This window comes from Kitasatospora sp. NPDC088160, from assembly GCF_044741445.1.
Taxonomy (GTDB): Bacteria; Actinomycetota; Actinomycetes; order Streptomycetales; family Streptomycetaceae; genus Kitasatospora.
Genome location: NZ_JBIUSS010000009.1, coordinates 301,000 through 323,015 on the forward strand (window position 1 = coordinate 301,000; position 22,016 = coordinate 323,015).

A 22,016-nucleotide genomic window follows, 5' to 3' on the forward strand; every position below is an offset into this window, starting at 1 on the left:
CTCAGAGGCGGCTGGCCGCGCCGCACTCGTCGGCGGTCGACAGGTCCTTGCGGCGGTCGTACGGGTCCGTGGTGGGGCCGGTCGGACGGCTGCCCGGGGCGTCCGGCGACTGCGCCGCGAACTGGTCGAACTGCGGGTGGTAGTAGCCGTCGTAGACGTCGCAGGACGAGTTGGCGGACTCCGAACCGCCGCCCTCGCCGAACACGAGCTTCTTCGGGTTGGTCCGGTAGCGGGCCGGGTCGTAGAAGCGGAAGTTCTCGACCCGGCGCACGATCGTGCGCGTGGTCCAGGTGTCCCCGGTCACGTCGGCCGCTGGCACCAGCAGACCCACCGGCTTGGCCGTGCCGTCCTTCGGCGCGGCCGGCTTCGTCGGCGGTTGTCCGCCCGTCGGCGGCTGGGGTGACGCGGCGCGCTTGGTGGCGTCCGGGCCGGGGCGCATCGCGTACACGTAGCTGAAGTCGGCGTGGACGAGGAGGCCCTTGTCCCCGTCGCCCTCGAAGGTGATCCGGCCCTGCACCTTGACCGCGTCGCCCACCTGGACGGCCTCGCGCTGGTCGAAGCGGCTGAACCAGGTGGTCGGGTCGGTGTCCTTGGAGGGTTTCGCCAGCGCGTTGATCGCGCGGTCCCGGTCCTCCCGGTCCAGCAGCGCCAGGGCGGCTTCCGGCCGGCCGCCCGCGATCACCTGCGGGTCCAGGTTGGCGGCGGTCAGGTAGTCCTTGACCAACTGCAGCTGGGCGCCCACCTGTTCGGCGGAGAACACGCCGGTGGCCCGGGCGTCGGGCAGGACGAAGGCCTCGGCGCCGTTCGGCCAGCCCTCGGCGATGGAACCGGCCCACGGGTGGTCCACGGTCGGCTGCTGCTCGTCGACCTTCGGCGGTGCGGCGGTCGGCTTGGCCGTCTCCGGGGCGACGGTGGGCGCGGGGGCGTGGGCCGTCGAGGAGTCGCCGCCGTAGTGGTCGGAGTACCAGCTGCGCAGCCCGTCGAGGTTCAGGGCCGCGAGCAGCACCGCGATGGTCAGCACGACGTACAGCGGCGCGCGCCAGTCCAGCCGGCGGCGGCGCGGGCGCGGGTTGCCCCACGGGTCGGTCACCGGGGGCTTCGGCGTGCGGCCGAACCGGCGGCCGGCCTTGGCCGGGCCGTCGTCGACCGAGCGGCGGCCGCCCGGGTCGACCGGCGGGGTGTGCTTCCACCGGGCGGCCAGCATCCGGGTGCGCCCGGACTGCTCGGTGACGGCGGCCCCCTTGACGAACTCCTCGTCCAGGACGAGGTCTGCGAACGGGTCCTTCCCGCCCGCTCCGGACGGGTCGGACCCGCCCGGCTCGCGGCCCTCGGCGGGGCGCGGTTGTGGATCTTCGGCTGTCGGCATCGCGCCAGTATGCCGACGGGGTGTGACGATTCGTCGATCGGGGGCACACCTTGTGGTGAACTCGTGCGCGGGCGCGGTGATCCGTCCCGGTCTGTTCCGTTCCGGCCGTTTCCGGCGCGCTCTGCGGGGGCGTCAGTCCTTGGTGCGGGCCTGCTTCACCGATCCCACGATCCCGGCGACGGCCAGCAGGATGCCGGCCGGCAGCAGCGCCAGGAAGAACGCGCCGAACAGGCCCGCGTCCCCGAGCAGCAGCTGCGCCAGCATGTCCAGCACCAGCAGCCCGCCGGCCGCCGGGAGGGCCGACTGCCACGGGTGGTCGTTCGCCCAGCGGCGCAGCCGCCGTTCGGAGGTGTCGCGGCGCAGCTGCCCGCCGACGGTGCCGACCAGGAAGAAGAAGAACAGGGCCCAGCCGGCCGGCCCGGCCAGCATGCCCAGGGACCAGTGCCCGGAGATCGCGTCGATCCCCAGGGCGGTCGCACCCACCACCGCACCGACCCCCGCGGCCGTCCGCCACGGTCCCACGGTCGCCGAGGCGACGGCGAGTTGCCGGTTCTCACGTCGGGACATTTCGTCGTGTGCCATGACTCCACGGTGCTCCCGTGCGGCGCCGGAGGCCATAGGGGAAACCCCCGAGATTCTCCCTAGGGACGAGGTGGGGCAACCCGTCGCCGACCACGGGCTGGACGGTCCCTGCGGGTGCCCCCGTGCGGTGCGAGGATGGCCGCAGTACCGAGGTAAGGAGCGGCCATGGGCGCCAGCGCAGCACACGGACAGAAGATCGCCTTCCTGGGCACGGGCAAGATCGGCGAGGCCCTGCTCTCCGGCCTGCTGCGGGCCGGCAAGGACCCGGCGGACGTCCTGGTGACCGCCCGCCGCCCCGAGCGCGCCGCCGAACTCGCCGCCCGCTACGGCGTGGTGGCCGCTTCCAACGCCGAGGCCGCCAAACTCGCCGACACCCTGATCCTCGCCGTCAAGCCGCAGGACATGGGCACCCTGCTGGAGGAGCTGGCCCCGCACGTCGGCGCGGACCGGCTGGTGATCTCGGCCGCGGCCGGCATCCCCACCGCCTGGTTCGAGGAGCGGCTGGCGGCCGGCACCCCGGTGGTCCGGGTGATGCCCAACACGCCGGTCCTGGTGGACGAGGGGATGAGCGTCATCTCCGGCGGCTCGCACGCCACCGAGGAGCACCTGGAGCGGGCCGAGGAGATCTTCAGCTCGGTCGGCAAGGCGCTGCGGCTGCCCGAGGCCCAGCAGGACGCGGCCACCGCGCTCTCCGGCTCCGGCCCGGCCTACTTCTACTTCCTGGTCGAGGCGATGACGGACGCGGGCATCCTGCTCGGCCTGCCCCGGCAGGTGGCGCACGACCTGATCGTGCAGTCCGCGATCGGCGCCTCGGTGATGCTGCGCGACTCCGGCGAGCACCCGGTGAAACTGCGCGAGGCCGTCACCTCCCCGGCCGGCACCACCATCGCGGCCATCCGCGAGCTGGAGAACCACGGGGTGCGGGCCGCGCTGCTGGGCGCCCTGGAGGCGGCGCGGGACCGCTCCCGGGAGCTCGCCTCCGGGGGGAAGTAGCCGGCTGGGTAGGCTCGACGGCATGGCCTACGACCTGGTGATCTTCGACAACGACGGTGTCCTGGTGGACAGCGAGCCGCTCTCCAACCGGGTGCTGGCCGCGTACCTGACCGAACTCGGCTACCCGACCACGGTCGAGGACTCCTACCGGGACTTCATGGGCTGCGCCGCCCACCGCATCCACGACGTGATCGCCGAGCGGTACGACGGCGCGACGCTGCCGGAGGGCTTCGACGAGCTGTTCCACGGCCGGGTCTTCGACGCGTTCGGCACCGAGCTGACGGCCGTCCGGGGTGCGGAGCAGCTGCTGAAGGAACTGCGGCAGCGCTCCGTCCCCTACTGCCTGGCCTCCTCGGCGCACCACGTGTGGATCCGCACCGCGCTGGACGTCACCGGCCTGCGCGGGTACGTCGCCGAGGAGCGGATCTTCAGCGCCCAGGACGTCGGCGTGGGCAAGCCCGCGCCGGACCTCTTCCTGCACGCCGCCCGCACCCTCGGCGTCGACCCGGCCCGCTGCCTGGTCGTCGAGGACAGCCCCAACGGCGTGCTGGCGGCCCGGGCCGCGGGCATGGACGTGTACGGCTACACCGCGCTCACCGACCCGGCGAAGCTGACCGCCGCCGGGGCCACCGGGCTGATCGCCGACCTCTCCGAGGTCACCGCCCTGCTCTGACCCGCCCTGCTCTGACCCGCCCTGCTCCGACCCGCCCTGCTCCGACCCGCCCTGCTCCGACCGGTTCCGCCCGGCCCTTCCGTCCGGCTGCGGAAAGTCCCTGCGCGACCCCTCCCGCAATCGCGGTCCACCGCCTACGCTCTCGCCAACATCGTCGTACCGGCCAGTAGCGAGGTTCGCCATGAGTGCCGCGTCACCCGCGATCCCGCCCGGCCTGCGCGCCGGGCGGGCCGCGCTCGCCGTCAGCTTCCTGCTCCAGGGCACCACCTTCGCGCTGCTGGTCACCTGCATTCCGGAGATCCAGCACCGGTACGGGCTGAGCGACGCGCTGCTGCCGCTGTTCCTGGCCGCGGTGCCGATCCTCGCCGGGGTCGGCTCGATCACCTCCGAACAGCTGGTGAAGCGCACCGGCGCGCGGGCCGTGCTGCGGGTCGTCCAGCCGCTGGTCTGCCTCAGCCTCGCGGGCGCCGGCCTCGGCGACACGCTCTGGCAACTCGCCGTCGCGCTCGGGGCGTTCGGCCTGCTGGTGGGCGCGCTCGACGCGAGCATGAACATGCTGGGGGTGGGCCTGCAACACCGCTACGGCCGCTCGATCATGATCGGCTTCCACGCCGCGTTCAGCCTCGGCGGCATCCTCGGGGCGGCCCTCGCCGGCCTCGGCTCGCACTACGGGCTCGGCCTGCCGGTGCTGTTCGGCACGGTCGCGGCGGTGATCGCCCCGCTGGCCCTGCTGACCGGCACCCGATTCGCCGGACCGGCCGAACTCGGGGACGCCGTCCGGGAGGCCGCCGAGGCCGCCGCGCGGTCCATCCCCTGGCGGCCGCTGCTGCCGCTGTGCCTGGCGATGGCCTTCGCGTACATCGCGGACGCCTCGGTCTCCAACTACAGCGTCAAGTACCTCACCGACGGCCTGGGCAGCGCCGCGGACGTCGCCAAGCTGTCCTACCTCGGCTACATGGTCGCGATGCTGCTGGGCCGCGCGCTGGGCGACCGCGCGGTGCAGCGCTGGGGCGCCGTCCCGGTGGTCCGGGCCGGTGCCGGGCTGGCCGCGCTCGGCTTCGCGCTGGCCGCCGCCGCGCCCGCCGCCTGGGTGGGGATCGCCGGGTTCACCGTGCTCGGCTTCGGCATCTGCGCCATCATCCCGCAGGTGTTCGCGGCCGGGGGCCGGCTGTTCCCGGCCGACTCGGACGCCGCGGTGGCCCGGCTGAACCTCTTCAACTACGTGGGCTTCCTAGTCGGTTCGCCGCTGGTCGGGACGATCGCCGACGCGAGTTCGTACCGCTGGGCGCTGCTCGCCCCGATGCTGCTGGTGCTCGCCGTCCTGCCGCTGGCCGAGCGCTTCGCCCCGGCCCCGGCGCTCGCCCCCGCCACGGTGTGACGGGGGCGGGGGCGGGGGCGAGCGGGGGCGGGAAGGGAGGTCAGCCGATCACGGTGGCCAGCTCGGGCAGGCCGTTGGCCCACAGCTGGTCCTTGATGCCACCACCCGACTGGTAGTACTCGTAGTAGACGTACGGTGCCCAGTTCAGGGTGTACGGCCCGGTCCAGGTCGGGGCCGAGGTGATCTGGACGGTGACCGCGACGGTGCGGGTCTCGCCCGGGGCGATCGGCGCCCGGAAGTGGAAGTTCGCGTTGTTCCCGTTGACGGCGCAGTCGGTGGAGTCGCCGGAACACCCGGTGACCGTGAACGCGCCGGCCTCCTGGTTGGCCGGCCAGATCGGCTGGATGAACTCGTAGGCGAAGTAGATGTCGGTGGTCTCGGTGTTGGTGAGCGAGAGCGTCAGGGTCAGCTGGTCGCCCGCCGCCGCCGTCTTCTTGTCGACGGCGAACGAGCTGCCGCTGACCGCGGCGGAGGCCGGCTGGGCGGCAAAGAGCAGGCCAAGTCCCAGTAATGCAGCGAGAATTACCCCAAGGCGTTGCGCGCTGAATGGCTTCATGGCGGAGAGGATATGAAGTCGTGAAGGTTTTGTCTGTAGGGCCTCCGCGGGGGCCCTGAGCCCCGCCCCCGGCGCGCCCTGGACAAGGCCCGGCCACCCCCACCCGCTACGGTGGAGGCCATGCCCGACGCCGAGCGTGACACCCCCTGCGGCCTGCACCTCTTCTGGGACGAGGCCGTCACCGCCTACGACTTCGGCCCCGGCCACCCGATGGACCCGACCCGGCTGGCGCTCACCATGCGCCTGGTCGAGGCCCTCGGACTGGACGCCGGGCCCGGGGTGACGGTGCGGGCCGCACCGCCCGCCGGCGAGTCCACCCTGCGGCTGGTGCACACCCGGGAGTACGTCGAGGCGGTCAAATACGCCGCCGCCCACCCCGACGAGTCGGATCCCCGGCACGGGCTCGGCACCGACGACAACTGGTCCTTTCCCGCCGTGCATTCGGCCTCCGCGCTGATCGCCGGTCAGTCCGTGGCCGCCGCCGAGGCGGTCTGGCGCGGGGAGACCCCGCACGCCGTGAACTTCGCCGGCGGGCTGCACCACGCGATGCCCGCCAAGGCCTCCGGCTTCTGCGTCTACAACGACCCGGCGCTGGCCGTCGCCCGGCTGCTCGAACTCGGCGCCGAGCGGGTCGCCTACGTCGACGTGGACGTCCACCACGGCGACGGCGTCCAGCAGGCCTTCTGGAACGACCCCCGGGTGCTCACGATCTCGCTCCACGAGCACCCCGCCACGCTCTTCCCGCAGACCGGCTGGCCCACCGAGACCGGCGGCCCGGACGCCCCCGGCTCCGCCGCCAACCTGCCGCTGCCGGCCGGCACCGGCGACGCCGGCTGGCTGCGCGCCTTCCACGCCGTGGTGCCCGAACTGCTCACCGCCTTCCGCCCGCAGGTCCTGGTCACCCAGCACGGTGCCGACACCCACCTGGAGGACCCGCTCGCCCACCTCGCCGTCACGCTGGACGCCCAGCGGATGATCGCCGAGGAACTGCACGACCTCGCCCACCGGCTCACCGGCGGCCGCTGGATCGCCACCGGCGGGGGCGGCTACGCCGTCGTGGACGTCGTCCCGCGCACCTGGACCCACCTGGTCGCCACCGCCGCCGGACGGCCCGTCGACCCGGCCACCGAGACCCCCGAGTCCTGGCGCGCCGAGGTCTACCGCCGCACCCGCCGGCCCGCCCCGCTGCGGATGACCGACGGCGCCCGACCGGTCTGGCGCGACTTCGACGCGGGTTACGATCCGGCCGACCGACTCGATCAGGCCATCCTCGCCAGCCGCCGCGCGGTGTTCCCCCACCTCGGCCTCCTGGCCTGAGGTCGGCCTCCCGGCCCAGGTGCGGGTGGGCCGTGCGTACGCCCACTCCCGCGTTCCGCCGAGTGACTACGTACTGCAACAGTCCTATCTCTCACCGTACGAGGACCGCACCTCCCCTCTTCCCACTGGTACCACCCATAACTACTCTGGGGATACACGTGTGCCGGTGGAGTCACCGGAGGGGAAGCCGGTGCCTTGCACACGGGTGAAGGGTCGGGTGATGGTCATGAGTTCCGGCGAACGCCCCTTGCAGGAAGTCGTCTTCCTGACCGTGGCGGAGGTTGCCTCGGTCATGCGGGTGTCGAAGATGACGGTGTACCGGTTGGTGCACAGCGGAGAGCTGCCGGCCATCAGGGTCGGGCGGTCCTTCCGGGTGCCCCAGCAGGCGGTGCACGAGTACCTCAAGGAGTCCTACGTGAGGCTTGAGAGCGCGTAGTTCCGGGTGGGCGGGGGTGGGGCCGCAGCTGCGGATCCCACCCCCGTTCGCCGGGGATTCCCCGCGAGTTTCCCGGTCACCGGGAGCACGATTACGGCCCTGGGCCCGTGGACGGTAGGCTAGGCCGTCCGTCAGTCGTATGGACTCCGTCTCTCACGGGCGAGAGTCTCAGTGAGCGAGGGTTGTTCCGTGGGCTCTGTCATCAAGAAGCGTCGCAAGCGTATGGCCAAGAAGAAGCACCGCAAGCTTCTGAAGAGGACCCGCGTTCAGCGTCGCAACAAGAAGTAAGCGCCCCCGGCCGCGCTCAGCGCGCCCGGCGCTTCCACCGCCCGCCCAGGCCTCGGCCTGGGCGGGCGGTGTCGTTTCACGGCCCGGCAGGGCGGCACGGTACGGTGCACGCAGGCCGCTCGGGCCGAGGGAATGGGGTGCACACCGTGGGCGTGGTCGTGCTCGTCACCGGCGTGGCACGCCATCTCGGTGCCCGCTTCGCCGCCGAGGTCCGCCGTCGTCCGGGTGTGGACCTGGTGGTCGGCGTGGACGTGCAGCCGCCCCGGCTGCCGGTCGAGGAGCCGGAGGGACCGGCCGCCGAGTACCGCTTCCACCAGCTCGACCTGCGCCGCCCGGCGGTCTCCCGGGTGATCGCCGAGCACCGGGTCGACACCGTGGTCCACCTCAGCGTCAGCGCCACCGGCCTGGGCTCCACCAACCGCTCCGCGGTGAAGGAGTCCAACGTCATCGGCACCATGCAACTGCTCGGCGCCTGCCAGAAGGCGCCCGGGGTGCGCCGGTTGGTGGTGAAGTCGACCACCGGCGTCTACGGCTCCGCGCCCCGCGACCCGGCGGTGTTCACCGAGCGGATCCAGCCGAAGAACCCGCCCGGCGGCGGCTTCGCCAAGGACGCGGCGGAGGTCGAGGGCTACGTCCGCGGCTTCGCCCGGCGCCGCCCGGACGTCGCGGTGACGGTCCTGCGCTTCGCCAACATCGTCGGCCCCGGCGCGGACACCCCGCTCAGCGAGTACTTCGCGCTGCCCGTGCTGCCGACCGTCCTCGGCTACGACCCCCGGCTCCAGTTCGTGCACGAGGACGACGCCGTCGCGGTGCTCTGCCGGGCCGCCGCCGAGGCCGAGCCGGGCACCGTCAACACCGGGACCTTCAACGTGGCCGGGGAGGGCGTCCTGCTGCTCTCCCAGTGCGCCCGCCGGCTCGGCCGGCCGACCGTGCCGCTGCTGCTGCCCGCGGTCAGCTGGATGGCCGGGCTGGCCCGGCAGACCCGGCTGCTGGACGTCTCGCCGGAGCAGCTGCGGCTGCTCACCCACGGCCGGGTGGTGGACACCGCGCGACTGCGCGAGACGCTCGGCTACCGCCCGGCGTTCACCACCCCGGAGGCCTTCGCCGACTTCGCCGCCGCGCAGGGGCCCGGCCTGCTGCCGCCCGAGCGGCTGGCCGCCGTCACCGACCGGCTGGCCGCCCTGCTCGGCCCGGTGCGGGCCCCGGCCGCCGGCGTCCCCACCGTCCGTACCGACCGCCCCCGCCGACCCAGGAGCTGAACCCGCGATGAGTGCCGCAGCCGAGAACGCGCCGGGCGAGGCCAGGGTCATCCCGATCGAGTCCGCCCCCAGCTGGACCTCGCCCGACGACCCCGGGCCCGCCGACCGGCTCGCCGACGCCGTCGGCGGGGCGTTGTCCGGGCAGCTCGGTTCGGCGGCCACCAGACTGTTCGGCAAGGGCTGGGAGGGCCGGGCCGCGGACGGGCTGGCCTTCCTGCGCCGCCGGATCACCGGCGACTACGAGGTGGACGAGTTCGGCTTCGACCGGGAGCTCACCGAGGAGGTGCTGCTCGCCCTGCTGCGCCCGCTGGCCGAGAAGTACTTCCGGATCGAGGTCCAGGGAGTCGAGAACATCCCGGCCGAGGGCGGCGCGCTGATCGTCGCCAACCACTCCGGGACGATCCCGCTGGACGCCCTGATGACCCAGGTCGCCATCCACGACCACCACCCGCACCACCGGCACCTGCGGATGCTCGCCGCCGACCTGGTGTTCGTGCTGCCGGGCGTCAACGAGCTGGCCCGCAAGGCCGGCCACACGCTGGCCTGCAACGAGGACGCCCAGGCGCTGCTGGAGCGCGGCGAGGTGGTCGGGGTCTGGCCGGAGGGCTTCAAGGGCATCGGCAAGCCGTTCGCCGAGCGGTACAAGCTCCAGCGCTTCGGGCGCGGCGGCTTCGTCTCCTCGGCGCTGCGCGCGAAGGTGCCGATCGTGCCGTGCTCGATCGTCGGCGCCGAGGAGACCTACCCGATGATCGGCAACGTGAAGACGCTGGCCCGGCTGCTGGGCCTGCCGTACGTGCCGATCACGCCGACCTTCCCGTGGCTGGGGCCGCTGGGCGTGCTGCCGCTGCCGACCAAGTGGACCATCCGGTTCGGGGAGCCGATCGCCACCGACGGGTACCCGGCGGAGGCGGCGGACGACCCGATGCTGGTCTTCGACCTGGCCGACGAGGTGCGCGAGACGATCCAGCACACGCTCTACAAGCTGCTGGTGCAGCGGCGGTCGGTGTTCTTCTAGGTTTCCCGCGACCTTCGGGGGCCTCCCGTGGCCTCCGAGGCACGGCCGAGGGCCCCGGCGATCCCTGGAACTCCAGGGATCGCCGGGGCCCCGCGTCGTCCGGTCAGCCGCCGAGGAGCCGCAGCCCGGGCAGCAGGCCCGGGATCAGCGGGGGCACCTCGACGCCCTGCGGCTGGCCGGCGGCCGGGGCGCTGGGCGTGCCGGAGGGCGGCTGCGGTGCCTGCGGCGGGGCCGGGGCGGCGCTCGGCGAGGTCCTGCCGCCGGTGAGCCCGCTGGTGAGGTCCCCGACGAGCCCGTTGACGGCGTCCGGCGCGCTGCTGGGCAGGGTGCTCGGCAGGCCGCCGCCCTTGGCGCCGGTGCCGCCGGGCGTGCTGGCGCCGGTGCTGGCGGGGGCCCGCTCGGTGCCGCCGGGGCGGTTGTTGCCGCCGCTGGTCGCGCCGGTGGCACCGCCCTGGGCCGGGCCGTCGCCGGGCGCGGGGCCGGAGCCGTTCGCCGGGGTGTCGGCGGGGGCGCCGCCGGTGGCCGGGCCGGCCGTGTCGCCGCCCGCTCCGGTGCCGGCCGGGCCACCGCTCTTGGCGGCGGGCTGGGCCAGGCGCAGGGGCGCGACGTCCTCGCTTATGTCGTCGAAGAGCTGGTCGACCAGGTGGGCCTGCTGGGTGAGCTGGACGGGCAGCTGGCCCGCCAGTTCGGTCCAGCGGCCGTCCTCGCCCTGGGCGAAGCCGGCCAGGGCGCGCATCGGGCCGAGCGAGCCGTTGCTGCGGTAGACCGAGCGGAGCAGCTCGCGGCCCTTGATGGCGTCGGCGTGCATGTCGTCCAGCGCGCGGCGGACCCGTTCGACGGTGCCCGGGCTGAGCCCGGTGGCCGGGCCGGGGTGGCCGACCAGGGTCTTGGCCTCGCCTAGCCTGGTGGCGGCGTTGTCGAGCAGCAGTTCGCCGCGCTCGGAGTCGGTGTCCGCCAGGTCGAGCCTGAGCCCTTCGAGGCCGCGCTTCATGCCGTACAGCGTGTCCCCGGGGAGGGCGTTGGAGCTGGCGGCGGCGGCGCCGGCGAGGCTGCCGACGGCCAGTCCGGCGACCAGCCCGCCGATCGCGAACCGGCGGCTCCAGCGGCCGCGCGGCGCCGTCCGGATGGCCCGGTGCCGGCGTTGGCGGGGCACCGTGGCGCCCGGCCCGCCGGCGAAGGCCTGCTCGAACGCGGCCATCAGCTGGGCGCGTTGGACGGTCCGTACCTCCGGGTCCAGCGCCGGTCCGGGCATCGCGCCCAGTGCGTCGGTCAGGCCGACCAGTTGGGCCATCGCGACCGGACCGGCGCCGGTGGCAGCGGTGTTCGCCGATTCGGCGTCCGCTGCGCCGCGCTGCTCCGCCCGGTGGGCCTCCAGCGCCTCGGCGAAGGCCTTCGCCCGTCGGTGCTCCAGCACGTTTGCCGTCACGGGCCACACCTCCCTTCGTCGTTGTCGACACCCCGGCCTGCCGGACGGTTGCCTCGGCGGGCCAAAGCCACTCCATCGGGTGACAGGTCGCAATTCGGCTTGACCGTACGCCTGGTGGGGACTTGCATGCTGGCCAACGAGTGGTGCGGGCGGTGGGTTACGCACGGCTGATCATCGGATCGACCGTTCACCCGGACGTGTCGGTCGGGTGCGGACGGTGACGGCCCGTCGGGCCGCCCGCCGGCTATGCCGCCCCCGGTCACCGCGGCCTCACCGGGCGTCCGGCGGCAGCAGTCGGGCCAGGGTGCGGACGGCGCGGTACTGGAGGGTCTTGATGGCACCCTCGTTCTTGCCCATGATCCGCGCGGTCTCGGCCACCGAGAGCCCCTGGAGGAAGCGGAGCGTCACGCACTCCTGCTGCTGCGGGTTGAGCCGGTGCACCGCGTCCAGCAGGGCGGCGTTGGAGAGCGACTCCAGCACCGACTCCTCCGGGCTGCGCTCGCACTCGTTGGAGTCGAGCATCTCGCCGGTGGTCACCTCCAGCCGGAAGCGGCTGGACTTGAAGTGGTCGGCGACCAGGTTGCGGGCGATGGTCACCAGCCAGGCGCCGAAGTCCCGGCCCTGCCAGGTGAAGGTGCCGATCCGGCGCAGCGCGCGCAGGAACGTCTCGCTGGTGAGGTCCTCGGCGGTGGCCCGGCTGCCGACCCGGTAGTAGATGTAGCGGTAGACGGTGTCCGAGTAGTGGTCGTAGAGCCGGCCGAAGGCCTCGCTCTCGCCGGCCTGGGCCCGCTCGACCAGCTCCATGATCGGGTTGTGCTCGGTCTCGTAGCCGGGGCTCGGCGCGGTCCGGGCGCGGCCGCGGCCGACGCCGGTGCTGCCGGTGCGGCCGCGCGAGCCGGTGCCGGTGGAGCCGGCGGCGGTGGTGCGCAGCGCCAGGCCGGAGCCGTGCGGGTGTCCGAACGGGGCTCCGGCGGGCACGAGTTGGGGCGAGGCGGCGAGCTGGCTGCGGAGCAGGTTGCGCAGCAGGTCCAGGCCGGTGGAGATCTGCCGGTCGGCGACGGGGCGGCCGCGGAGGCCGGTGCGGGGGCGCAGGGGCGCGGACGACGGGCGGGAGGGTGCAGGCGCGTCGTTCCGGACGGGTGGGTACACGGGACTCCCAGAGGCAGAACTGTGGACGGATCACCTCCGCCTGCGCGGAGAGCACTCCCGCGCCGCCCGTTCGAGCGGGGCGCGTGGGTGACGTGCATCCAGGAGAGAATAACGCTTTGTGCAATGACAGCTACACCGTGTGGTCGAAGTGGTCGTTTGGGATCCATTTATCGCGCATATTCGGCTGACACTGACCGGACCTGTCATCGTTCATCCGGCTCAACGTGACCGTTCGGGCGCCCAGGGTGACCAATTCGGCGGTCAGGCCGGTGGTTTCCCAGTCTTGAGGCCCGGCAACCCCCGACTTTCCCGGTCTGGCGAACGATCAGAACCAGTCACCGGGTGACAGGTTCGTTCATTGGGCCGGAAAGCCGTACCGGAAACGGGAGTTCGCCCGTACGAGGGGCCAGGTCAGAGGCCTGGTTGACGGCCGGTCGCCCGCGTGGGGAGGCCGTGGGGAGGCCGCGGGCAGGCTTGTCGGCTGGGGGCGCGACCGGGGGTGGCGGAAGCCCGTCAGGCGCAGCGGCGGCGGCGGTTCAGGGCCACCCCGGCGGCCGCCGCACCCGCGAGCACCCCGAGCGCGGCCGCGGCCGGCAGTCCCACCCGGGCCGCCTTCCGGCCGGTCCGGAAGTCCCGCACCCGCCAGCCCTGGGCCCGGGCGTGGCGGCGCAGCGCGCCGTCCGGGTTCACCACGTACGGGTGGCCGACCAGCGAGAGCATCGGGATGTCGTTGGCCGAGTCGCTGTACGCGGCGCAGCGGTCGAGGTCCAGCCGCTCGTGCCGGGCCAGCGCGTGCACCGCGGCCGCCTTGGCCGGGCCGTGCAGCAGCTCGCCGACCAGCCGGCCGGTGTACCGGCCGCCGTCGGCCTCGGCGACGGTGCCCAGGGCGCCGGTCATGCCGAGCCGGCGGGCGATCACCCGGGCCACCTCCAGCGGGGCGGCGGTGACCAGCCAGACCCGCTGGCCGGCGTCCAGGTGCATCTGGACCAGGGCGCGGGTGCCGGGCCAGATCTTGTCGGCCACGACCTGCTCGAAGACCTCCTCGCAGATCGCCTCCAGGTCGGCGGTGCTCTTCCCGGCGACCAGGCCGAGCGCGGTGTGCTGGGCGTCCGAGATGTGCTCCGGGTCCTCGGCGCCGTTCAGCCGGAACCAGGCCTGCTGCCAGGCGAACCGGGCGATGTCGCGGCGGGTGAGGAAGCCGCGCCGGTAGAGGCCGACCCCGAGGTAGAAGATCGCGGCTCCGCGCAGGATGGTGTTGTCGCAGTCGAAGAACGCGGCGGCGCGCGGGTCGCCCGGCTCGGGGGTGTGGTTCTCGGCCGGGGCCTTGGGCGCCTTGCCGGGCCTGCCCGCGGCGGGCGCGGCGCTCCCGGAGCTCTCGGCGCTCTCGGCGGCGACCTCGGCCGGAGCGGTGCTCCCGGCGGGCGCGGTGCTCTCCGCGGGGGCGGTGGCCGACTCCGGCTCGGCCTGCAGCGCAGCTGCCGCCGCCTCGGCGGCAGCCTCGCCCGCCAGGGCGCTCCGCTCGGTGGTGGAACGCTTCGCCTGGGTGAGCCTTCGGAGCACGGCCATGTCATCGAGCATAGCCAGCCGGGCGCGCGGCGGCCGTGACGGCGGCGTGCCCGCGCGGTGAACACCGGGCGGTTCCGGGCCCCGGCGGGGCGGCCGCCGGGCGGGCGGACAATGGCCGGGTGAGCCCACTGCTGCGACGTGACAAGAGCCCGAAGCCCGCGCCGGCCGACCGCACCGTGACCCTGGTCGGCAAGCCCGGCTGCCACCTGTGCGACGACGCCCGGGAGGTGATCGTCCGGGTGGCGGGCGAGCTGGGCGCGACCTTCGAGGAGAAGGACATCACCCAGGACGAGGAGTTGTACCGGCGCTACTGGGAGCAGATCCCGGTGACCCTGATCGACGGGCGCCAGCACGACTTCTGGCGGGTCGACGAGCGCCGCCTGCGCGCCGCCCTCGGCGGCTGACCGCTCCCGCGCACCGCCGCTGCCGCCCCGCCACTCGGCGGGGGCGGTTCGCCGAATCGTTGTCAAAGACACCCCGGTCCGGCTTGGGCCGGGGCCGGTTGGTCGGCTTACGATCGAACGCGTTTGCGCCCGAGGGGGGCTGAGCACGCGAGGAGTGCCGCCATGCTTCCCGGCCCGACCCCTGGGACGCCCGAAGCCCCGCCGGGCGCCAGGGGCTTCGCCGTGGTGGACGTGGAGGCGACCGGCCGCAGCCCGTGGCGGCACCGGGTGGTCGAGATCGCGGTGGTCCTGCTGGACGAGCGGCTGCGCCCGGAGGGGGAGTTCGCCACCCTGCTCGACCCGCTGGGCCCGGTCGGTCCGACCCACGTGCACCGGATACACCAGGCGGACGTCGAGGGCGCCCCGCGTTTCCGGGAGATCGCCCCGCGGCTGCTGGAGCTGCTGGCCGGCCGGGTGCTGGTGGGTCACCACGTCAGCTGCGACCACAAATTCCTGGATCGCGAGTTCGCCCGGATCGGGGTCGGGCTGCCGCCCGTGCCGCTGCTGTGCACGATGCGGCTGGCCCGCGCCCACCTGCCGCAGGCCCGCGGCCACGGCCTGGCGGCCTGCGTGGAGGCGGCGGGCCTGGGCTGGTACCCGGCGCACACCGCGCTGGGTGACGCCCGGGTGACCGCCGAGCTGCTGCGGCACTGCGTCGGCGTCCCGTCCTGCCCGCCGGACGACTGGGCGGGCCCGCTGCGCGAGGCGGCCCGGGTGCCCTGGCCGCGGCTGGGCCGGGCCCGCTCCCGCCCGTTCGGCACGCCCGTCCCGCTGGTGCGCCGGGAGGCGCCGTACGGCCCGTGGCTGCCCGGGGTGCCCGCCCCGGCCGTCCTCCTGGCGGAGCGCGGTGCTATGGGCTCGACGGCGTGATGCGCATCACTGTGTGGGGACAAAACGGACACCATCTTTGTGCACACGTTCACAAACGCATAGCCTGGCTGCCAAAGCCCAGCTTCACCCACAGGAGCACCGTGGCAATCGGCCGATCACCACAGAGCAGTTCGCAGACGCCCGACCAGGGCGCCGCGCGCCGACCCTCGCGTGCCCGGGGCATCCCGGAGGCGACCGTCGCCCGCCTCCCCCTCTACCTGCGCGCGCTCACCGCGCTCTCCGAGCGTTCGGTGCCGACGGTCTCCTCCGAGGAGCTGGCCGCCGCCGCCGGCGTGAACTCGGCGAAGCTGCGCAAGGACTTCTCCTACCTGGGCTCCTACGGCACCCGCGGCGTCGGCTACGACGTCGAGTACCTCGTCTACCAGATCTCCCGCGAGCTGGGCCTGACCCAGGACTGGCCGGTCGTCATCGTCGGCATCGGGAACCTCGGCCACGCCCTCGCCAACTACGGCGGCTTCGCCTCCCGCGGTTTCCGGGTGGCCGCCCTGCTGGACGCCGACCCGAACGTGGTCGGCGGCAGCGCGGCCGGCCTGCCGGTGCGGCACATGGACGAGCTGGAGTCGATCGTCGAGAGCCAGCACGTCTCGATCGGTGTGATCACCACCCCGCCCGGCGCCGCCCAGCAGGTCTGCGACCGGCTGGTGGAGGCCGGCGTCACCAGCATCCTCAACTTCGCCCCGACCGTGCTGACCGTCCCGGACGGCGTGGACGTGCGCAAGGTCGACCTCTCCATCGAGCTGCAGATCCTGGCCTTCCACGAGCAGCGCAAGGCCGGCGAGGAGCCGGACCGCACCGAGTCGGTGCTGGACCGCGCCCCGGGCCCGGTCCGGGCGGCGGCGGCCAAGCTGCGCCGCGCGGCGGGCGGCAGCGGCAAGGGCCGCGGCACCGCCGAGACCGCGGCCAAGGACCAGGCCGAGCAGGGCCAGTCCGGCAAGGGCGGGGAGGGCGATCTCCCCGCGGTGATGCCCGCATGAGCGAGCGAGTCAGCCGCAGGACGCAGGTCGTGCGAAGCGCCCGCCGAGCGGTGCGGGGCGGCATGAGTACGGACAACCGTGGGACCTGGGGGCGGGCGTGAGTCTTCTCGTCGTTGGACTGAGCCATCGCACGGCGCCGGTCGGCGTGCTGGAGCGCGCCGCGCTGACCGGTGAGGTGCCGACCCGGCTGCTGCACGACGCGGCCGCCACCGCGACCGTCGCCGAGGCCGCGCTGCTCAACACCTGCAACCGGATCGAGCTGTACGCGGACGTGGACAAGTTCCACGCCGGCGTCGCCGAGCTGTCGCTGCTGCTCGCCCATCACAGCGGGGTGGACCTGGAGGAGCTGACCTCCCACCTCTACGTCCACTACGAGGACCGCGCCGTCCACCACCTGTTCTCGGTGGCCTGCGGCCTGGACTCGATGGTGGTCGGCGAGGGCCAGATCCTCGGCCAGCTGCGCGACGCGCTGGCCACCGCGCAGGAGGAGCACACCGCCGGGCGCGGCCTGAACGAGCTGTTCCAGCAGGCGCTGCGGGTCGGCAAGCGGGCGCACAGCGAGACCGGCATCGACAAGGCCGGACAGTCGCTGGTGACCTTCGGCCTGGAGCAGGTCGCGGCGGGCGCGGGCGAGATCGCCGGCAAGCGGGCGCTGGTGGTCGGCGCGGGCTCGATGAGCTCGCTGGCCGCCGCCACCCTGGTCCGCTCCGGCGTCACCGACGTGCTGATCGCCAACCGGACGCCGGCCCGCGCCGAGCGCCTGGTCGAGATCCTCGGCTCCGGCGTGGCCCGCACCCTGGACCTGGCCAAGGTGCCGGAGGCGCTGGCCGACGTCGACCTGGTGATCTCCTGCACCGGCGCGGCCGGCGTGGTGGTCAAGGCCGGGGACGTGGCCGCCGCGGTCGCCGCCCGCACCGCCGACCAGCCGCTCGCCCTGCTCGACCTGGCCATGCCGCGCGACGTCGACCACGCCGTGCACGAGCTGCCCGGCGCCCTGCTGGTGGACCTGGAGAGCCTCTCCCACGCGCACGCCGCCACCCCCGGCGCCGGTGACGTGGACCAGGTCGGCCGGATCGTCGCCGACGAGGTGGCCGCCTTCGGCGCCGCCCAGCGGGCCGCCCGGATCGCGCCGACCGTGGTCGCGCTACGGGCGATGGCCTCCGGCGTGGTCTCCGCCGAGCTGGGCCGGCTGGACTCCCGGCTGCCCGACCTGGACGAGCGCTCCCGCGCGGAGATCACCCAGACCGTCCGCCGCGTCGTCGACAAGCTGCTGCACGCCCCGACCGTCCGGGTGAAGCAGTTGGCCGCCGAGCCCGGCGGCGCCTCCTACGCGGACGCGCTGCGCGAGTTGTTCGACCTCGACCCGGCGGCCGTGCACGCCGTGTCGGGCACACCCGTCGGCGGCCCCCAGCCCTCGGGCGGGGGCGCCAGATGAACCGTCAGCCATCCCACGAGTACCACCGGGACGATCACCTCATGAATGGTCAACCGATCACGGAGCAGACTCCGGCCGCCACCGCGACCCTGCGGCTCGGCACCCGGCGCAGCGCGCTCGCCATGGCCCAGTCGGGCATGGTGGCCCGCGAGGTCACCCGGGTCACCGGGCGCCCCGTCGAGCTGGTCGAGATCACCACCTACGGCGACACCTCCCGGGAGGCGCTGGCGCAGATCGGCGGCACCGGCGTGTTCGTCTCCGCCCTGCGGGACGCGCTGCTGGAGGGCCGGATCGACTTCGCCGTGCACTCGCTCAAGGACCTGCCCACCGCCGCCCCGGAGGGCCTGGCGCTGGCCGCCGTCCCCGAGCGCGAGGACGCCCGGGACGCCCTGGTCGCCGCCGAGGGCCTGACCCTGGACGAGCTGGTGGAGAAGCTGGCCGGCGCCGGCCGCCCGGCCCGGATCGGCACCGGCTCGCCGCGCCGGATGGCCCAGCTGAACGCCTGGGCCACCGCCCGCGGCGCCGCGCTGGAGACCGTCGCGATCCGCGGCAACGTGGACACCCGGATCGGCTACGTGACCAGCGGCGAGCTGGACGCGGTGGTGCTGGCCACGGCCGGCCTCAACCGGCTCGGCCGCAGCGCCGAGATCTCCCAGCACCTCGACCCGGAGCTGATGGTTCCGGCCCCCGGCCAGGGCGCGCTCGCGATCGAGTGCACCAGCGCCGACACCGACCTGACCGCCGCGCTCGCCGCCCTGGACCACGCCCCCACGAGGGTCGCCGTGGTCGCCGAGCGGGCCCTGCTGGCCACCCTGGAGGCCGGCTGCTCGGCTCCGGTGGCCGCGCTGGCCACCTGGGTCCGACCGAACGAACTGCGGCTGGAGGGCGTGGTCGGCGACCCCGACGGCGCCGCCCTGCTGAAGATGTCCGCCAACGGTCCGATCGTCCTCGACGAGACCGCCGAGCAGCACGCGACGGCCCTCGGCCGCGCGCTGGCCGCCCGGCTGCTCGACGCGGGCGCGGCCACCCTGATGGGGGAGCGAGCCCGATGAGCCCCACCGCCGCCACCGAAACCCCGTTCCCGGGCGGCCAGTCCGCCACCGGACGGTGCACCTTCCTGGGCGCGGGCCCCGGGGACCCGGGGCTGCTGACCCTGCGCGCGGTCGAGGTGCTGTCCTCGGCCGACATCCTGGTCGCCGACCCGCTGACCGCGGTGGCCGTGCGCACCCACTGCCCGGCCGGTGTGCAGGTGCACACCCCGGCCGCCGAGGGCGCGGACTTCGACCTGGCCCGGCTGGTCGCCGAGGCCGTGCGGGCCGGCAAGCACGTGGTCCGCACCGTCGACGGCGACCCGGGCCTGGACGGCTGCGCCGCCGAGGAGATGCTCAGCTGCGCCGGCGACGGCATCCCCTTCGAGGTGATCCCGGGCGTCGCCCAGTCGGTCGGCGTCCCGGCGTACGCGGGCGTCCCGCTGCGCGGTGCGGCCGGCACCGACGTGCGCTTCGTGGACGGCACCGCGCTGCTGGCCGGCAGCCCGGTGGACCTGGGCGCGCCGGAGACCACCCTGGTGGTCCGGACCACCCTGGGCCAGCTGCCGGCCACCGCGGGCGCCCTGGTCGCCAACGGCCGCAAGCCGGAGTCGGCGCTGAGCGCCACGCTCTCCGGCACCACCACCCGCCAGCGGACCTTCACCTCCACCCTGTCCGGCATCGCCGCCGACCTGAAGGCCGCCCGGGTGCTGCCCTCGCCGGTCTCCGCCCCGGTGGACCCGGCGACCTCGGTGATAGCCGTGGTGGGCGAGCAGGTCGCCCACCGGTCCTCGCACTCGTGGTTCGAGACCAAGCCGCTGTTCGGCTGGAACGTGCTCGTGCCGCGCACCAAGGAGCAGGCCACCGGCCTGTCCGAGCAGCTGCGCTCGTACGGCGCGGTGCCGCAGGAGGTGCCGACCATCGCGGTCGAGCCGCCGCGCACCCCGCAGCAGATGGAGCGGGCCATCAAGGGCCTGGTCACCGGCCGCTACGAGTGGATCGCCTTCACCTCGGTGAACGCGGTCCGGGCGGTCCGGGAGAAGTTCGAGGAGTACGGCCTGGACGCCCGCGCGTTCGCCGGGATCAAGGTCGCGGCGGTCGGCGAGACCACCGCGCAGGCCCTGGTGGACTTCGGCGTGAAGCCGGACCTGGTGCCCTCCGGCGAGCAGTCCGCGGCCGGCCTGCTGGAGGACTGGCCGCCGTACGACCCGGTGTTCGATCCGATCGACCGGGTCCTGCTGCCGCGTGCCGACATCGCCACCGAGACCCTGGTGGCCGGCCTGGTCGAGCTGGGCTGGGAGGTCGACGACGTGACGGCGTACCGGACGGTGCGCGCCTCGCCGCCGCCGGCCGAGACCCGCGAGGCGATCAAGGGCGGCGGCTTCGACGCGGTGCTCTTCACCTCGTCCTCGACCGTGCGGAACCTGGTCGGCATCGCGGGCAAGCCGCACAACGTCACGGTCATCGCCTGCATCGGCCCGGCCACCGCCAAGACCGCCGAGGAGCACGGCCTGCGGGTCGACGTGATGGCCCCGGCGCCGTCGGCGGCCGCGCTGGCCCAGGCGCTGGCAGACTTCGGGGCCAGGCGCCGCGACACCGCCACGGCCGCCGGCGAGCCGGTCTACCGGCCCAGCGAGCGCCGTCCGGGTTCGCGCCGCAAGGCCCGCTGACACCCTCGGGACCGGGGGCGGCGATCCGTCGCCCCCGGCACTGCACAACCGTTCGGAGAGAGAAGCCGTGTCCGCTGAATTCCCGTACGTACGCCCGCGCCGGCTGCGCCAGAGCCCGGCGATGCGCCGCCTGGTCGCCGAGACCCGGCTGCACCCGGCGGAGCTGATCCTGCCGCTGTTCGTCCGCGAGGGCGTCAGCGAGCCCGTCCCGGTCACCTCCATGCCGGGCGTGGTCCAGCACACCCGGGACACCCTGCGCAAGGCCGCGGTGGAGGCGGCCGAGGCGGGCCTGGGCGGCCTGATGCTGTTCGGCGTGCCGGCCGTGCAGGACGCCACCGGCAGCGAGGGCACCAACCCGGACGGCATCCTCCAGCAGGCGATCCGCGACGTGGTCGCCGAGGTCGGCGACGCCCTGGTGGTCATGTCCGACCTCTGCCTGGACGAGTACACCGACCACGGCCACTGCGGCGTGCTGGCCGCCGACGGCAGCGTGGACAACGACGCCACCCTGGAGCGCTACGCCGAGATGGCCCGGGTGCAGGCGGACGCGGGCGTCCACCTGGTCGGCCCGTCCGGCATGATGGACGGCCAGATCGGCGTGATCCGGCGGGCGTTGGACGAGGCCGGGCACCAGGACGTGGGCATCCTCGCCTACACCGCCAAGTACGCCTCGGCGTTCTTCGGGCCGTTCCGCGAGGCGGTCGGCTCCTCGCTCAAGGGCGACCGCAAGAGCTACCAGCAGGACCCGGCCAACGCCCGTGAGGCGCTGCGCGAGCTGGAGCAGGACCTCGCCGAGGGCGCCGACCTGGTGATGGTCAAGCCGGCCATGGCCTACCTGGACATCCTGCGCCAGGTCGCCGACGCCTCCCCGGTGCCGGTCGCCGCGTACCAGGTGTCCGGCGAGTACGCGATGGTCGAGGCGGCCGCGGCGAACGGCTGGATCGACCGGGAGCGGATGATCATGGAGACGCTCACCTCGATCCGCCGCGCCGGCGCCGAGCAGATCCTCACCTACTGGGCGGTCGAGGCCGCCGCGATGCTCAAGTAGTCGGCGGTCACTCGCCCGCTCGCCTCAGGCTCGCTCGGGGCGGTGCGGGCAACGAGAAGGCCGGGCCGTTCCCCGTGGGGGCGGCCCGGCCTTCCGGGTTCTACTTCCAGCCGTTGATGTGCGCGAAGCCCTCGCCGCCGCCGATCACGTCGGTGGAGGTGGCGGCGCCGCCGCCGAAGCCGCCGGCGATGACGTCGCTGGTGTGGCCGACGCCGAAGCCGGCACCGGCCACGAACGGCTGGTCGCCCGAGGCGACGAACTCGCCGCCGCCCGCGAAGCCGACGTGCGCGAACGCCGGGGTGGCGGCACCCGCGAGCGCCAGCGCGGCGGTGGCGGTCAGTGCGGCCTTGGCCAGCTTGCTCTTCATGGAAATGCCCTCTCTTTCGGAGCGCCCCGGCGGGCGCTGCCTCTGACACGTGATCACATCCGGCCGTTCGGGTCGGCACCCCACGCGCCGGTCCGAACGTCCGCTCACCCGGCCGGTCCGCGCCTGTTCGGCGGCGGCCGGCCGGACACCTCGCCC

Annotated in this window: 22 protein-coding genes; 15 read left to right on the top strand and 7 right to left on the bottom strand. The window is 74.3% G+C overall.

What is annotated here, in order from left to right:
- Position 1 precedes the first annotated feature (1 nt).
- Together ACIOGZ_RS16510 and ACIOGZ_RS16515 are read right to left on the bottom strand one after the other, a co-directional pair.
- Complete coding sequence (locus tag ACIOGZ_RS16510) at positions 2–1,366, bottom strand: hypothetical protein (RefSeq protein WP_363587759.1); 1,365 nt, start codon at positions 1,364–1,366, stop codon at positions 2–4.
- A 132-nt stretch (positions 1,367–1,498) separates the two neighbouring features.
- Complete coding sequence (locus ACIOGZ_RS16515) at positions 1,499–1,948, bottom strand: hypothetical protein (protein ID WP_159398487.1); 450 nt, start codon at positions 1,946–1,948, stop codon at positions 1,499–1,501.
- Positions 1,949–2,113: 165 nt separating this feature from the next.
- On the opposite strand from ACIOGZ_RS16515, the gene proC reads away from it, so the two are divergent.
- The 3 genes from proC (at position 2,114) to ACIOGZ_RS16530 (ending at position 4,992) form a co-directional block, all read left to right on the top strand.
- Positions 2,114–2,941 (top strand): pyrroline-5-carboxylate reductase, encoded by an 828-nt coding sequence (gene proC / locus ACIOGZ_RS16520; RefSeq protein WP_063348845.1) that lies wholly within the window; start codon positions 2,114–2,116, stop codon positions 2,939–2,941.
- Between the two features lie 22 nt (positions 2,942–2,963).
- On the top strand, positions 2,964–3,614 hold the full coding sequence (locus ACIOGZ_RS16525; protein WP_363587761.1) for an HAD family hydrolase: 651 nt from the start codon (positions 2,964–2,966) through the stop codon (positions 3,612–3,614).
- Positions 3,615–3,795: 181 nt separating this feature from the next.
- The gene (locus ACIOGZ_RS16530; protein WP_363587763.1) at positions 3,796–4,992 is read left to right on the top strand and encodes an MFS transporter; all 1,197 of its coding nucleotides are present in this window, start codon (positions 3,796–3,798) and stop codon (positions 4,990–4,992) included.
- A 40-nt stretch (positions 4,993–5,032) separates the two neighbouring features.
- On the opposite strand, the gene ACIOGZ_RS16535 is transcribed toward ACIOGZ_RS16530, so the two are convergent.
- The gene (locus tag ACIOGZ_RS16535) at positions 5,033–5,548 is read right to left on the bottom strand and encodes a hypothetical protein (protein WP_363587765.1); all 516 of its coding nucleotides are present in this window, start codon (positions 5,546–5,548) and stop codon (positions 5,033–5,035) included.
- Positions 5,549–5,668: 120 nt separating this feature from the next.
- Between ACIOGZ_RS16535 and ACIOGZ_RS16540 the strand changes: the two genes are divergently transcribed.
- The 5 genes from ACIOGZ_RS16540 to ACIOGZ_RS16560 all read left to right on the top strand — a co-directional run bounded on the left by ACIOGZ_RS16540 (position 5,669) and on the right by ACIOGZ_RS16560 (position 9,863).
- On the top strand, positions 5,669–6,865 hold the full coding sequence (locus ACIOGZ_RS16540) for an acetoin utilization protein AcuC (protein WP_363587767.1): 1,197 nt from the start codon (positions 5,669–5,671) through the stop codon (positions 6,863–6,865).
- A 226-nt stretch (positions 6,866–7,091) separates the two neighbouring features.
- Positions 7,092–7,301, top strand: coding sequence for a helix-turn-helix domain-containing protein (locus ACIOGZ_RS16545; RefSeq protein ID WP_063351305.1), 210 nt, complete (start codon positions 7,092–7,094; stop codon positions 7,299–7,301).
- A gap of 189 nt (positions 7,302–7,490) precedes the next feature.
- A complete protein-coding gene (locus ACIOGZ_RS16550; protein WP_003948845.1) occupies positions 7,491–7,589 on the top strand; it encodes a 30S ribosomal protein bS22 in 99 nt (32 codons plus the stop codon).
- A gap of 146 nt (positions 7,590–7,735) precedes the next feature.
- A complete protein-coding gene (locus ACIOGZ_RS16555) occupies positions 7,736–8,848 on the top strand; it encodes an NAD-dependent epimerase/dehydratase family protein (RefSeq protein WP_363587801.1) in 1,113 nt (370 codons plus the stop codon).
- A gap of 7 nt (positions 8,849–8,855) precedes the next feature.
- Positions 8,856–9,863 (top strand): lysophospholipid acyltransferase family protein, encoded by a 1,008-nt coding sequence (locus tag ACIOGZ_RS16560; protein WP_363587769.1) that lies wholly within the window; start codon positions 8,856–8,858, stop codon positions 9,861–9,863.
- A 103-nt stretch (positions 9,864–9,966) separates the two neighbouring features.
- Here the strand turns inward: ACIOGZ_RS16560 and ACIOGZ_RS16565 are convergent, their stop codons facing one another.
- The 3 genes from ACIOGZ_RS16565 to ACIOGZ_RS16575 form a co-directional block, all read right to left on the bottom strand.
- On the bottom strand, positions 9,967–11,289 hold the full coding sequence (locus ACIOGZ_RS16565; RefSeq protein WP_363632227.1) for a DUF5667 domain-containing protein: 1,323 nt from the start codon (positions 11,287–11,289) through the stop codon (positions 9,967–9,969).
- A 270-nt stretch (positions 11,290–11,559) separates the two neighbouring features.
- On the bottom strand, positions 11,560–12,381 hold the full coding sequence (locus ACIOGZ_RS16570; RefSeq protein WP_363587803.1) for an ECF subfamily RNA polymerase sigma factor, BldN family: 822 nt from the start codon (positions 12,379–12,381) through the stop codon (positions 11,560–11,562).
- A gap of 570 nt (positions 12,382–12,951) precedes the next feature.
- The gene (locus ACIOGZ_RS16575; RefSeq protein ID WP_400986262.1) at positions 12,952–14,004 is read right to left on the bottom strand and encodes an HAD-IB family hydrolase; all 1,053 of its coding nucleotides are present in this window, start codon (positions 14,002–14,004) and stop codon (positions 12,952–12,954) included.
- A 119-nt stretch (positions 14,005–14,123) separates the two neighbouring features.
- Here ACIOGZ_RS16575 and ACIOGZ_RS16580 point away from each other — a divergent pair, with 119 nt between their 5' ends.
- The 7 genes from ACIOGZ_RS16580 to hemB all read left to right on the top strand — a co-directional run bounded on the left by ACIOGZ_RS16580 (position 14,124) and on the right by hemB (position 21,493).
- Positions 14,124–14,408: a glutaredoxin family protein gene (locus tag ACIOGZ_RS16580; RefSeq protein WP_063348853.1), complete on the top strand. Its 285-nt coding sequence runs from the start codon at positions 14,124–14,126 to the stop codon at positions 14,406–14,408.
- A 162-nt stretch (positions 14,409–14,570) separates the two neighbouring features.
- On the top strand, positions 14,571–15,317 hold the full coding sequence (locus ACIOGZ_RS16585) for an exonuclease domain-containing protein (protein WP_400986264.1): 747 nt from the start codon (positions 14,571–14,573) through the stop codon (positions 15,315–15,317).
- A gap of 107 nt (positions 15,318–15,424) precedes the next feature.
- Positions 15,425–16,312 (top strand): redox-sensing transcriptional repressor Rex, encoded by an 888-nt coding sequence (locus tag ACIOGZ_RS16590; protein WP_363587805.1) that lies wholly within the window; start codon positions 15,425–15,427, stop codon positions 16,310–16,312.
- A gap of 97 nt (positions 16,313–16,409) precedes the next feature.
- A complete protein-coding gene (locus ACIOGZ_RS16595) occupies positions 16,410–17,747 on the top strand; it encodes a glutamyl-tRNA reductase (protein WP_063348855.1) in 1,338 nt (445 codons plus the stop codon).
- A gap of 41 nt (positions 17,748–17,788) precedes the next feature.
- On the top strand, positions 17,789–18,799 hold the full coding sequence (hemC, locus tag ACIOGZ_RS16600; protein WP_363587777.1) for a hydroxymethylbilane synthase: 1,011 nt from the start codon (positions 17,789–17,791) through the stop codon (positions 18,797–18,799).
- Positions 18,796–20,445 carry a bifunctional uroporphyrinogen-III C-methyltransferase/uroporphyrinogen-III synthase gene (locus tag ACIOGZ_RS16605; protein ID WP_363587779.1) on the top strand — a complete coding sequence of 550 codons (1,650 nt, stop codon included), beginning with the start codon at positions 18,796–18,798 and terminating at the stop codon, positions 20,443–20,445. The genes hemC and ACIOGZ_RS16605 overlap by 4 nt, the downstream gene beginning before the upstream one ends.
- A gap of 67 nt (positions 20,446–20,512) precedes the next feature.
- The gene (hemB, locus tag ACIOGZ_RS16610; protein WP_363587781.1) at positions 20,513–21,493 is read left to right on the top strand and encodes a porphobilinogen synthase; all 981 of its coding nucleotides are present in this window, start codon (positions 20,513–20,515) and stop codon (positions 21,491–21,493) included.
- Positions 21,494–21,593: 100 nt separating this feature from the next.
- On the opposite strand, the gene ACIOGZ_RS16615 is transcribed toward hemB, so the two are convergent.
- Complete coding sequence (locus tag ACIOGZ_RS16615; protein WP_063348859.1) at positions 21,594–21,860, bottom strand: hypothetical protein; 267 nt, start codon at positions 21,858–21,860, stop codon at positions 21,594–21,596.
- Between the last annotated feature and the right edge of the window lie 156 nt (positions 21,861–22,016).